The sequence below is a fragment of the Corynebacterium sp. PCR 32 genome (genome assembly GCF_037464985.1).
Lineage (GTDB): Bacteria > Actinomycetota > Actinomycetes > Mycobacteriales > Mycobacteriaceae > Corynebacterium > Corynebacterium kroppenstedtii_D.
In genome coordinates this window covers 42,789-55,328 of sequence record NZ_JBAHVL010000007.1, presented here as the reverse complement: position 1 = coordinate 55,328, position 12,540 = coordinate 42,789, and the positions used below count along the sequence as shown (strand labels likewise).

Genomic DNA, 12,540 nt, shown 5'->3' with positions numbered 1-12,540 from the left:
ACACGTACTCACTAGTGGGCCGAGCACGCGGGGTTAACACCCCAGGCGGGTGTCGGCGTTGGTGATGGTTAGGCTGCGGCGAGCCGGTGGGTAAGGTCACTAATGCACGCATCCATTATCGCCTCAGCGTCGGCGGTCCCTGGATATTTGGCTCGTAGCGACAATCCTGCGTCGTTTCTAGTCAACCACAGTTGCACTGTGGCCGTCGGCGCTAGTGACGAAAAGTACACAGATCCAGGTATCGATGCCGAACGGCCAGGTCCGGTACGGAAATCGCTATATGACACCATAAACGGCTGTGGCGTCGGCATGGCGGGGTGGAACCTGTCCATCACCATGTTCAAAGGCACGGTCACAGCTCTAATCCCTTCGCGTAGCCATGTGCGAATGCCGTCAACGTCGCCTGGTGTAGCGATCATTGGACCGTTACTCACCATCCACCCGACGGTGCCGTGATACGGGCTCGACGAACGGCCACGGGTATGGATGGGCACCACGCATGGCAATGAGTCCGCCCCCGTCACGGTGTGCACAGACGTTGCTAGAGCGGACAATATGTCAGCAAAACTCCCCGACGTCGACGCTGTGTTCAGCTTCGCTGCTGGAATAAGAAGCTCCGTGCGGTGTCGTGAGGTCATGGACTCCGTCGTCCCCAGGGCAGCGGGGAATGCTGGCACAACCCCGCCCGTGGTGTGGAAGAAACGCCTCCATACCTCTAGTTTGTTGTCGAGTTCTGTTCTATTGGTTGGGTCATTCCACCACGAGGCGGCGTCACATTCATGACGAACGGCGTCAATAAATGATGGGGCTGTAGAAGGATCGGGGGTGGGGATCGCATCCGCCGCCGCTGGTGGCGTTGTCAACAGAGCCCAGAGTCTTCTCAGGATGATATTGATGCTCGCCATGTCGGCATGAAAATGGTCTATTGCCACCAGAAGGCGCTCCCCACAGATGGCGAAAAATAGGCCTGGGGTCCTGCCCGGCGCGCAGACGTCGTCGATACGCTGTTCCAGGTGGTGGCGGATTGTTGCGTGGTCTGTGTGCGGGTCTGTGATGAGGTCGGCGGTTGTGATGTGGAGGGCGTTGGCGGGCCAGAGATGTTGGCTGGATCCGTCTGCTGTTGCGGCGAGGCGTAATGCGTCATAGTCCGTGATGAGTGTGTGGATTGCGTGTGCGATGGGGTCGGTGGTGTCCCGTTTCTGTGTGGTGTTGGTGGGTGTGGTGAGGTTGTCGGGGAGGAGGAAGGATCCGCCTAGCCATGATGAGCGGCCGCTGGCGTTGACGCTCGCCAAATGGTTATGTTGGTTAAGGGTTAATGGATAGGTTTCCGAACTGGGGTTTTTGTCCCATGTCACGACATACTGAGCACACGGACCTGAAAGGTCAATATCATCGAGGTAGCACACGTCCACCCCATCGACTGTACCAAGGCTTGACACACCTTCTACCGGAATTATTGTATGACTACTCACCAGAATATATTGTTTGTCCTCTCCGGAAGCCGCGGCGATATCCAGCCCGCCGTGTGCCTCGGTATCGAGTTGCGCAATCGTGGCCACACTGTCACGTTTCTGTGCACTCCAAGTTTGGTCGATTTTGCACACACAGCGGGGATCCAGTCCGTCCTCCCCGCGGGCATTAATATCGGCGACATGACCGACCGGGCGCGGTCCACCTTGGCCAGCAAAAAGCCACTCGATATTGCTCGGCTAGCTGGGTATTATCTGAAGCATTCAGTCGATGATCTTCATCAGGATCTTGTTCATTATTATTTTTCACACAATGGCTCTGGCCAACAGTCTTCTCCTGGGGACACTACTGCGCAGTGGGATAATGAATCCGACAGGCCCCACCCCCAGCCTACGATGGTGGTGGTTAACCCCATGTGTCAGCGGCAGGGAACATCCCTGGCTGAAAAATGGGGAATACCACTGGTAGTGCTACGGTATGCTCCTATTTCACAAAATAGTTATTCCGGGTGGCCCCAGAAAATAACTCGGTTTTTACCCGGGTGGGTCAAGAAGAAATCGTGGCATGCTCAAGAGTGGCTTGATTTTCTCATGTATTGGTATTGGGAGAATTCGTTCCGACGACGCCTGGGGCTTTCCTCCCGGTTCCGCCCATTCGCGCACTATCTCCGCGAGCATTCAGTGCCCCAAATTCAGCTGTGCGATCCGGCTGTCGTTCCACACATTGCCCACGAGTGGTCGGGGACCGAGAAGATCTTTGCCGGGTACCTTGATCTTCCCACTTCTGCGCGACAGAATCTTCATGAGCCTGAAACACTGCCAGCGGATCTTGACCAGTGGATGTCCAGTGGCGACGCACCACTGTTCGTCAGTTTCGGCTCCATGCCGGTCCCCGATCCCGAGAGCATTATTACGACGATTACCGATGTCGCTCGTACCCGCGGGCTCCGGGTTCTATTCAGTGGATTATCTCATCCCTCACCCGTGGGCGATCCCCACGCGAGTACGGCTGATTCCGCGGTGTGCTTTACCGGGGCTGTGAATCAGTCTGCTGTCCTCCCCCGATGCTGCGCCGCGGTTCATCACGGTGGTGCGGGGACGACGGCAGCGAGTCTCCGATCCGGAGTGCCCACCATGATCTACGCTTTTGGCTTCGAACAGCCTTTTTGGGCGTCATGTATTGAGCACCTCGGCGTGGGGGTGGGGTCCACGTTTTCCCGGTTAACCCGTGAGAACTTCGCGATGGATCTGGATCGTGCGCTATCTGCATCGGTGTGTGCGTCTGCACGAACGTTCGCAGCCACCATGACAACGCCTGACGAGGCGTTGTCAACGGCGGTGCGCATCATTGAGGATCAGGCGGTCTAGGTTTCTTTCGACTGTTCTGCCGCCTGGACTGCGTCGTGGACGGCGTCGCGGAACGCGCGGAAGAAGGTGCGGAATGATTCCGCTGCGGTCGGGTTGTCCGGAGCTTGGCTTCCCACTACCAACCCGTCAGGGTTGCGGAAGACCCATAGGCTAGCGTTTTTTGTGTTTCCTGTTCCGGTGAGCAAGCGGATATTGGCACCCTCTGGTTCAGCAAACCAGCTAAGGTCCATGTAGGTCACCAACTGCGGGCTATCAAAAATGCTGGCATCCACAACACCCGTACTCAACAGCGGCATGATTGATGCATGCACGGGTTCGTACAAGATGTCACGCATCTTCTGCTGGGCTTCTGCTACGGCAGGCAGTACTTCATGGAGCGTGTCGCCCTTGATGTCAAAGGTTAACGGATTGAAGTTACAGAACCATCCCTGTGACGTAGCGTATTTCTTTCCTCGCGTGCTACTGACGACGATGGTCGAATACCGGTCGGTGTGAGCTGCCTTATGCTCAGCGAGCGCCAATAGTGCGAAGACAACCGTGCTGAAACTTACACCGTGGTCGTGTGCCACAGCGCGTAGTGTCTTCACGTCATGAGCATCAGCAAGGGTATAGCCAGCTTGTGTTTCTTTCACAGGCTGTGGTTCATTATTTTCAATCCCGATAGGCAGGGGAAAATGTGGAGCCCCGCCATTGACTTCAATGAATTCACGCATCAATGTCGCACCTGGTGAATCGGGGGTCACCGCGGCGGCTCGTTGATATTCCTCACGGGTGTATTCCACAAAGCTTGGGTGTGTGTCTTCCACCAGGCCGGGGACTGGGGTTCCGGTGTAGCGTGCCATGATTTCAAGGATGCCGACACACAGTGACAATCCATCACCAAAGGCGTGGTCGACAGCGTAGAACACTTCGCATGTCTGCCCTTTGTCCACCGTGCCGATCACAAAGCCGGGGAAATGATCAAAAATCGCGTGAGTGGGTAAGTAGTCGTTCAGAAGGTCATTGGCATTGCCGCCAAGGGAATCCAGTTCATCGCGTCGAGCCAAGACACGGGGAATGAGGTCAATGGCCGAGGCCGGTACCGTTGTACGTTCAACCGATGCTCCGCCAAACTCGCCCGCTAGTTGACCTGCCGCGTCCGCCTGTCCCGCAGTGACGGCAAATGTGCTCCGCAATCCTTCATGGGAGCGGACGAAGTCATTGATAGCTGTCGTCATGGCGTCGGCATCAAGCGGCCCTGGAATATTCGCGACAGCACATGTATAGGCACGGTGGGTATCACCATGTGCGCGGTGGGCAAGAACACCGCGAATGTGGTCTTTCTGTAAGAACGACGGTGGCGTCGGATCCGTCGGCGCATGTGATGGCGCTGCCGCCATCTGCTCGGAGGGTTCCCACACCGTTAATGTGCCGTCGATAACCCATTCTTTGCTCTCGATTGCTTTCATACGTCCTCAGCTCTCCTTAGACATATATGTCAACAGAAATTCTTCTATACTTTTCGACGCCTCGCCACAGCGACAGATTCAACCATCACTGTTCCCTATCTCCAGCCTCCACCTCGCTAGAATCACGCAACCAGTCGTCCCGGATAAATAGTGCTGCGATGACGACGGTAATCATCAATGGAACAAACATCCCTAGAACGGGGATGAGGGCATCATGGTACGCCTGTGAAATAACGGTGTGAACAGGTTCATGCAGTCGCTTCATCGATTCGGGTGTTAGTGATGAGAAGGACACTCCTGTTCCTGTCTGATCAAATCGCGCCGTTGCACGGGATGCAAAGAAAGCACCGACCACAGACATTCCCAATGTTCCGGCTAAATCTCTAAATAAACTATTTGACGCTGTTGCTGTTCCCATAACACCCGTCGAAAACGAGTTTTGGACAACAAGGACAGATAATTGCGTACCAAGCCCAAAACCAATTCCCAGGACACACAGCACAAGAATAAGAATAACCACCCCCGAATGAGAGCGAAGTGACTGTAAGGCAACGAATCCTGCTACACAGCACACGCCGCTCACCATCAATAAAATCCGGTATTTTTCCGTTTTACTGACCATGTACCCGGAAATCAGCGAACACAAAAACATCAACACAGTCATGGGAAGGAGAACGAATCCGGCTGTGACGGCGTCGATACCTTGAACAATTTGGATATACGCCGGCATGTAGGTGGTCACGCCGAATGTTCCAAGGGCCAGCAGCATGCCAATAAGTGTGGCGAGAAGGAAGTTGCGGTGCGTGATGATCTCCGGTGGAAGAACCGGGTCAGATGCCCGGCGTTCAACGGCGATCAACATGACAGCCCCCACCCCTGCTCCGAGGATGCATGCGAGGACTTTCGGCTGCCCCCAACCGCCATGCCCAGCCCACGCTGTACACAGCACCAGGAGTGTGGACACACCCCCCACGAGCACCATGCCGGCGACGTCGATACGCGAGGACCGATCCTCCTCCAGAGGACCTGTTGGCAGAAACTTGAGACACAAGATCAGGGAAACAATTCCGAAGGGGACGTTGACACCAAAGGTCCATCGCCAACTCCAATATTCAGTGATAAGCCCGCCCACCACCGGACCTGCAACCGTCGACAGGACAAAAACGCTGCCAATAAATCCCATATATTTTCCACGCTCCCGGCGCGGAACCACAGCAGCGAGAAGCGCCTGGGAAAGAACAACGAGGCCACCCCCGCCCATACCTTGAACGAAACGTGTCATGATCAGCGCAGACATGGAATTGACCACGGTTCCACACACACAGGAGATGATGAAAATAATCAAGGCATAGATGAAGAGTTTTTTCAGCCCATAACGGTCCCCCAATTTTCCATACATGGGGAGAAAAATTGTCGACGCCAGCATGTACGACGTGGAAATCCACAAAATATGGTTACCGCCATGCAGTGTGCCAACAATCGTCGGCAGTGCCACGCTCAACATCGTCTGATTGACCGAGAACATAAACATCGCCAAGGATAGGCCAACCACGATCAGCACAAGGTGGTCACTACGGCGAGCCTGTTGAACCATGAACACCTCTCATTGCGAACGAACACATGACACCACCGTAACCATGCCGACTCCACTCCGGCTACTGCACACCACCGCTCACAGAGCCCGAGACGGCGTCTCCACCAATAAAAAACACACACCGCGAGGGCCCACAATAGGGGTGAGAGAAAGCCACACATCAACTTCGTGCGGAAAAATACCCTGGAGCAAGCTAGCGTCATCTACAGTTTCCGCCACGGAAGAAGGGCATAGGCGGCAACGACAAGCACAGCAACGGCAACAGCGACATACATCAACGATCCAGAAAGGTCGTCGCCGGTAGTGAAAATCCCAGCTCGAATAAGCCTCGCGATGTGCACAGCGGGATTAACAACACCTACCCGCACCAACCAGTCAGGCAGCAGAGACGGTGGTGCGGCGACACTACCAAAACTCATGCACGCGATGCTTATCAACAATGATAACGACGAGGCGTGCTCACACGAGGACGATAATGCACCAACAACAATACCGGAGAGAAGAAAAAATAAGCTCGCGAGAACCCACGCGAGAATAATAACCGGTTGAAAGTGAACGTTCACACCGATTATTGTGATAAGTGCACAAGGTGTCGAGATTAACGCTGGAATAGATAAAGCACTAAACGCAGCTAGGCTTCCCACAATAAAGGACAACTTGCTCGTTCCTGTCACAGCGAACTGTGAAAGCGCGTGTGTAGCCTTCATAAAAGCAATGTTTGACGCGATCTTTCCCTGAAGCTCGAAAAATAGTGAGAATGACAAACCAGCAACAATCGCATACTGGAGGGACTCAGAGCCACTTTCCGCCGCATATACTCCTAACCCAAGGGCAACAAGGACAGGTACAATGATCCCCGTCAGAATCATCGACGTCCACGACCATCTCCAGTTAGAGATCTGGATCTTAAAATAGGTAAGGCAATCAGACATCATTTTTGCACCAGCTCAATAAACCTGTCCTCCAGCGATACACGTCCTATTTCGATGTCTACGAAACCGCGACTAGCCAAAGATCCCACTAATGTGGGCACATCCCCCTGGTCAACTTCCACTTGGCATAGCTCTCCTCGATCACGGTATCTCACAATGAATCGATGACCTCCCCGTGGATCAGCGGAACCATCACAATGCTCGTGAGCAACAACGACCCCCTCATCCAGCACAACAACCTCGGAAAGTATGTCCTCAACCTCCGCTACAGCATGGGTGACCACAATAACTGTCGTGCCTTCACCAGACAGCCTTGTGATCTCACCCCAGACAAGCTCTCTGTTAATGGGATCTAATTCATTGGTCGGTTCATCGAGAACAACAAGTTTCCGCCCCGATGAGACAGCTATAGCTAATTGGACGAGTTTTCGTTGCCCACCCGAAAGCTGAGCACAGTTTCGATCAACCACACTATCCAGATTCAGACGTCGATATAGTTGCTCAACCTCTTCCTCATCAAGGAAAGATTTGTATAGAGATCGAAAATGAGAAATAGCTTCTTTGACTGTCAACGAGTTCAGAGCTAGCGGCGATTGAGACAAGAATGCAATATTTTTCCGCTGCCATTCATCAACGAAATCCGGATCACTATTTCCTTCTATTTCTATATACCCAAGTGACGGTCTCAACAGACCACACATGATGCTCACCAGCGTACTTTTACCCGACCCATTCCTTCCAACAATTCCAACAACAGACCCTTGCGGAATAGACAAAGAAACCGACCGCAGTGCTTGATCCTCGGATACTGTATACCGCTTTGATATGTCATGAAGTGTAATCACAAGAATTCCCGTGTCGACGTGACCACAAGAGACTGTGGTCAGTGGTTATTCTCACCACACTACCGGACAAATCTCGTACCCGCAGCACAAAAGAACAACCAAACACCTCGATATAAAGAGGCCATCAAACATGAACAATGATCTGTGATTAGATTCCGCTAAGATCAATTTCTCCCGACAACTCAGGGATACTCCGCTGAGAAAATGAGGCCACGACAGACACAAGCTCATCATACGATGGACATGTCGCGAGTACTGAGCGCTTCTCTCCTGAAATTTCTACAAGAGGCACCCCGGTGCGTATAGGTTTCTCGATAGCGAATGATTAGTGGTGATGCCGGGAAAAGAATTGCCAAATTTTATCGGTTGTGGGGAACTCTTTGACAAACGGCTCCCCCTTCTTCCCGCTGAGTTCTGGATGTGAGGAACCTGGCCAGGTGTGCCCTCCACCAATGATCTTGTAGTGGATTGCCTCCACCTCGTGCTCGCAATGTCGCCACGCATATTCTTGGCTTTTCTTGATTTCAGGTGGATTCTCTACTGGAGGGGTGTCGCACTGATAACGTTGGGCGAACTCTCGCACAAGCTCAGGCCCACCGATAAAATGATGCTTATGGCTGACTCCACCTGAGTACTGGATCACATGATCGTTTGTTCCGTGCACTTCCATGATCGATGTTGCAGCCGTATTGTTGGTTGGCTCGCAACCTTCAGGACGTCCACCGTGTCCAGTATGCGTATCTTTATAATACGCGCCTGCTACGGGGGCGACTGCCGCGAAAATATTTGGCATCGTGCACCCTAGTTTTGCAGCAAAACCCCCACCATTGGATTTACCGGTGGCATAGATGCGCGCGTGGTCGATGGGGTAGTTCTTGGTGAGTTCACCAAGGAGATCATGAACAAACTGGGAATCTTTATTCCCCTTATTTGTTCTGGCGTACGGTGCCGATTCCCACGCCCGCTCGCTATTTCCGGTGCCCTTTTCACCCTGTGGATAGACAACAAGGGCTGGTAGATGATCCAGGTCTGAGTATGTCTCCATCTGTTGAGCATCTTGACCATGACCATGGAAAGCAAAGATGACGGGAAGCGGACCGAGCTTTTTCCAGTTACTAGGAAGAGATAAGCGGTATGTGCGTTTATCTCCTCCTGACTTGATGTGGTGGGTTTGATTCGCTGTTAACGACGATTCAAGCGAGGGGGAGGTGGGTGGTTCAGCATGTGCTATCACACCTCCACCTAGTCCGATCACGGAAGTGGCAATAAAGGCTGCATACAACTTTTGAACAAGTGAATTAGTCACATGCTCTGTTGTATGCTCATAGCATGTCGATGTCAAGAGCTGAGAGCGTACAGTGTCACATCGTAGAAAAAATCCGCACACACAATCTCCAACCCGGAGACCGGCTCCCTACCGTCCGCCAACTCGCCATGGACTGTCACGTCACCACCCCCACCGTTCGGGAAGCCCTCCGCGCCTTAGAAACAGCCGGTGTAGTTGAACTTCGACACGGATCCGGAACCTATGTTCACCCCAACGCATTTCGATTAGTAGTCGCCAACCCTGTCGCCATCCCCACCACTCAACAACGTCAGGACCTACTCAAAGCCCGGCTCATACTCGAGCCTGCCATCGCAGCTGAAGCCGCTAAAAATCGAACATGTGACGACATACAGAAACTCCATGAGTGTGCGCAACGAGCTCTCTTCGACCATCTACCGCCCAACCACGTCAGTTTCCATGTACTCGTTGCACAGGCAACAGGAAATCCCGTCATCGCTGACGTTGTCAATGGCCTTCTGGCCGACCACATTCACATACACCGAACCTGCCGACAAAGCATCACAGACAGACACACAGACCACGATCAGCATCAAGAAATAATTACCGCCATTGACAACAAAGACCCTCACGCCGCAGAGGTAACAATGCGTGATCATCTCAAATGGCTGTTAGGTACCCACGACACCAATCACGAGGCCCATCAGGGGCGGGACCAGGTTCGCAAGGGTCTCAAAGATCTCTGTGGTGAGACAGCACAAAGGTAATCTGACATAGCAAAAGGCCCCTGGCACGTCACAAAAGTACCAGGGGCTTTATCATGCGGTGGCGGAGGGATTTGAACCCTCGGTACGGGGTTACCGCACACGGCATTTCGAGTGCCGCACCTTCGGCCGCTCGGACACGCCACCGCGAACTAGGTTAGCCTAGGACTCCAAGCAGCCAAAATCACAGTTATCAGCCCAGGTAAAGAGGGAAGAGCACGAGATACCCGCCGGAGGAAACCCGCGAGGTACCCACCCACTTATCACGCTACTTGTCCAGGGAATCGAGGCCCTTCTTGATCCCGTCCTTGGCCTTATCGGCGTTATCTCCCAGCTTGCTATCGGCAACCTCGTCGACTTTCTCCTCCACCTTGTCGCGGTTATCCGAAAGAGCGTTCTTCGCCTTGTCCTTAAGGTTGTCAAGATCCATCGTTATACCTCATTTCGTACTCGATAACACCTGCACCTCCGACCGTAGCGACATTCACTGCTCACCGCATCCCTTTGCCGCGAATAAGGTATGACGGCTCATAATGTCAGAGCTCGCGTCACTGTGCCGTGTGCCGCGCGGTGGTGTGACGCTTCTGCCGTGCACGTCGGTCGGAAAAAAACGTCTGGAGTAGTCGCTGGCATTCACGCTGCAATACACCGCCCCGAACCTCACATGACGGGAAAGGCCACACCGGATCACGCACAACGTCAACCACGGAACCACACGCCCCCGTTTTCGGCTCATACGCACCAAAAATAATGCCGCCAATACGCGATGACATTGCCGCTCCCGCACACATCACACACGGCTCCAACGTCACCACCAATGTGCACCGCTCCAGGCGCCAGCCGTCGCCAACGACGCGCGCCGCTTCTCTTAAAGCACTGATCTCCGCATGGGCTGTGGGGTCACCAGCACGTTCGCGCTCATTGACTCCCTCGCCCACGACCGCACCGGATTCGTCAACAACAATGGCCCCCACCGGGACATCGCCAGCCGGGGTTCGCCCCGCGGCTTCCAGGGCGCGACGCATCCATGTCTCCGCGCGCACCACCGGTATCGGCTTAGGTAGCCCACCACCAATCACGTCAACAACCTAACAATCTGCTGCGTCACCGTCAGCACTCCGTCACCTGTGCTAGTAATCCAGCTGGGCGATGTCGGCAAGGTCCTCATCAACATTGAGTTCCTCCGCAATACGGAGTAACTGCTCCGACGCCCACAGCTCGTCATCATCACAAATCACAGTCAACACTTGACTAGGAACACCCAGGTCCTCCAACATCTCAAAGTCACCCTCAGGCCACGGCTCGGCATCAGCCCGATCATCAGGGTCAATGTCGGGAGTATCGACATCCAACTCATCGAGAACATCGGCGGCATAATCATCCACGACGGCAGCTGTCGCATCAGACAGGAGAAGACGCGTCCCCCGCGGCGTCGGACGGATGAGAACAAACCAGTCATCATCCACACACACCATGCCGAAACTTGGCCCCTCAGAGCGCAGATCACGCAGCGCACGCACAGCCACATCCAGGTCCCATGCAGCTTGTTCCGGAAGGCTACGTACCATCCACTGTCCATCTTGACTAGTCAGCGCAACGGCAAAAGTTGGAGTTTGGTTGTCGTCGTTCGCACCCGCATTCATATAGATAACCGTAGTCGGACTGTGCCACACTTGTCAGAATGAGCACCACCACGTCGTCTGGCGCCTACCCCAACCCCGCTACAATCCCTGGCAAGCAGCACATTCTCCACGACCACAGGCCCGTGTGCATTCTTGGGGTAGGCCTTATCGGTGGCTCAATGATGCGCGATCTCCACGCCTGTGGCCGCCGTGTTTTCGGGTGGGACTATTCCGCATCAACGGTGGACACGATCAACAACGATGGTTTCGACGCATCCAACGATCCCGCCGCGACTCTCCGCCGAGCTGAACATGAGGGTGCACTCGTCGTCATCGCAACCCCACTGCCAGCGATCGGCAGCGTACTCGACCTCATCACAGAACATGCCCCCACCTGCGGAATCACCGATGTTGCCAGCGTGAAGCACGCCGTGTTCGACGAAGTGTACACGCGCGGAATGCAGGATCGTTTCGTTGGTGGACACCCGATGTCGGGAACAAGCCATCATGGCTGGGAAGCCTCGCACACCGGGTTGTTCGCTGGCGCGCCCTGGGTGGTCACATTCGACAACGCCCCCGCCCCCGCACCACAGCAGGCTGACCACACACCGACCGCGCACGACGGGAATCACACTCCCCCGCGAACGATGATCACCACTCCGTCCAACAACGAGCACATGACGCCCATACTCCACCCTCCCCACAACCGATGGATCCGTGAGTGGGTGAGCGTCGTCAACCTAGCCTACGACCTCGGCTCCGAGGTCATCCCAGCGCGAGCACAAACCCACGACGCAGCGGTGGCGCGCATTTCCCACGTCCCCCATGTGGTAGCGGAAGCGCTTGCGGTGGCTGGTGACAATGATGGCGCTTTGGCGTTGTCCCTGGCCGCGGGATCATTCCGTGACGGTACCCGCGTGGCTGGGTCAGATCCGGCGCTCACTGAAGCAATGTGCACAGGCAACGCCATGGAAGTCGTGCGCGCTATTGAGGAGATTCAGGCGATGCTAGCTGAGGCACACACCACGTTGACGGCCACACCGCCTACGATTGGCAATCTTGCTCATGCTGGTTACCGCTCGCGCCGTCGATATGAGGCACGGACGGGTCAGCGGCCGGTCCTCCGGGTTCGCCCTGGCGCTCCAGGATGGATTAGCCAACTCGAACAGGCTGAGCACCTGGGCGCACGTATCGAAATTTTTTAGTGGCACAG

The 12,540-nt window shown here is 54.6% G+C and carries 13 protein-coding genes and 1 tRNA gene; 3 read left to right on the top strand and 11 right to left on the bottom strand.

The annotated features are described in order from the left end of the window. Window positions 1–68: 68 nt before the first annotated feature. On the bottom strand, window positions 69–1,559 hold the full coding sequence (locus V5S80_RS08855; protein ID WP_395170441.1) for a hypothetical protein: 1,491 nt from the start codon (window positions 1,557–1,559) through the stop codon (window positions 69–71). Here V5S80_RS08855 and V5S80_RS08850 point away from each other — a divergent pair. Further along, a complete protein-coding gene (locus V5S80_RS08850) occupies window positions 1,461–2,837 on the top strand; it encodes a glycosyltransferase (RefSeq protein ID WP_395170404.1) in 1,377 nt (458 codons plus the stop codon). The genes V5S80_RS08855 and V5S80_RS08850 overlap by 99 nt on opposite strands. Here the strand turns inward: V5S80_RS08850 and V5S80_RS08845 are convergent. The 6 genes from V5S80_RS08845 to V5S80_RS08820 form a co-directional block, all read right to left on the bottom strand. Beyond that, the gene (locus V5S80_RS08845; RefSeq protein ID WP_395170403.1) at window positions 2,834–4,285 is read right to left on the bottom strand and encodes an acyltransferase; all 1,452 of its coding nucleotides are present in this window, start codon (window positions 4,283–4,285) and stop codon (window positions 2,834–2,836) included. The two genes, V5S80_RS08850 and V5S80_RS08845, sit on opposite strands and share 4 nt — an antisense overlap. Before the next feature lie 85 nt (window positions 4,286–4,370). Then, window positions 4,371–5,879: a DHA2 family efflux MFS transporter permease subunit gene (locus V5S80_RS08840; protein ID WP_395170402.1), complete on the bottom strand. Its 1,509-nt coding sequence runs from the start codon at window positions 5,877–5,879 to the stop codon at window positions 4,371–4,373. A 203-nt stretch (window positions 5,880–6,082) separates the two neighbouring features. Continuing rightward, window positions 6,083–6,814: an ABC transporter permease gene (locus V5S80_RS08835; RefSeq protein ID WP_395170401.1), complete on the bottom strand. Its 732-nt coding sequence runs from the start codon at window positions 6,812–6,814 to the stop codon at window positions 6,083–6,085. Next, window positions 6,811–7,656 (bottom strand): ABC transporter ATP-binding protein, encoded by an 846-nt coding sequence (locus V5S80_RS08830; protein ID WP_395170400.1) that lies wholly within the window; start codon window positions 7,654–7,656, stop codon window positions 6,811–6,813. The genes V5S80_RS08835 and V5S80_RS08830 overlap by 4 nt, the downstream gene beginning before the upstream one ends. Window positions 7,657–7,804: 148 nt before the next feature. Continuing rightward, window positions 7,805–7,948, bottom strand: a complete 144-nt coding sequence (locus V5S80_RS08825) for a hypothetical protein (protein WP_395170399.1) — start codon at window positions 7,946–7,948, stop codon at window positions 7,805–7,807. 33 nt (window positions 7,949–7,981) lie between these two features. Further along, window positions 7,982–8,962: an alpha/beta hydrolase family esterase gene (locus V5S80_RS08820; protein WP_395170398.1), complete on the bottom strand. Its 981-nt coding sequence runs from the start codon at window positions 8,960–8,962 to the stop codon at window positions 7,982–7,984. A gap of 23 nt (window positions 8,963–8,985) precedes the next feature. Between V5S80_RS08820 and V5S80_RS08815 the strand changes: the two genes are divergently transcribed. Further along, a complete protein-coding gene (locus V5S80_RS08815) occupies window positions 8,986–9,708 on the top strand; it encodes a FadR/GntR family transcriptional regulator (protein ID WP_395170397.1) in 723 nt (240 codons plus the stop codon). Window positions 9,709–9,764: 56 nt separating this feature from the next. Here V5S80_RS08815 and V5S80_RS08810 read toward each other — a convergent pair. The 4 genes from V5S80_RS08810 to V5S80_RS08795 all read right to left on the bottom strand — a co-directional run bounded on the left by V5S80_RS08810 (window position 9,765) and on the right by V5S80_RS08795 (window position 11,348). After that, window positions 9,765–9,852: transfer RNA gene (locus V5S80_RS08810), tRNA-Ser, on the bottom strand. Between the two features lie 121 nt (window positions 9,853–9,973). Then, the gene (locus V5S80_RS08805) at window positions 9,974–10,135 is read right to left on the bottom strand and encodes a hypothetical protein (protein WP_395170396.1); all 162 of its coding nucleotides are present in this window, start codon (window positions 10,133–10,135) and stop codon (window positions 9,974–9,976) included. A gap of 118 nt (window positions 10,136–10,253) precedes the next feature. Continuing rightward, a complete protein-coding gene (gene tadA / locus V5S80_RS08800) occupies window positions 10,254–10,748 on the bottom strand; it encodes a tRNA adenosine(34) deaminase TadA (RefSeq protein WP_395170433.1) in 495 nt (164 codons plus the stop codon). Between the two features lie 87 nt (window positions 10,749–10,835). Then, the gene (locus V5S80_RS08795) at window positions 10,836–11,348 is read right to left on the bottom strand and encodes a tRNA adenosine deaminase-associated protein (protein ID WP_395170395.1); all 513 of its coding nucleotides are present in this window, start codon (window positions 11,346–11,348) and stop codon (window positions 10,836–10,838) included. A gap of 38 nt (window positions 11,349–11,386) precedes the next feature. Between V5S80_RS08795 and V5S80_RS08790 the strand changes: the two genes are divergently transcribed. Continuing rightward, complete coding sequence (locus tag V5S80_RS08790) at window positions 11,387–12,532, top strand: prephenate dehydrogenase (RefSeq protein ID WP_395170394.1); 1,146 nt, start codon at window positions 11,387–11,389, stop codon at window positions 12,530–12,532. Window positions 12,533–12,540 lie beyond the last annotated feature (8 nt).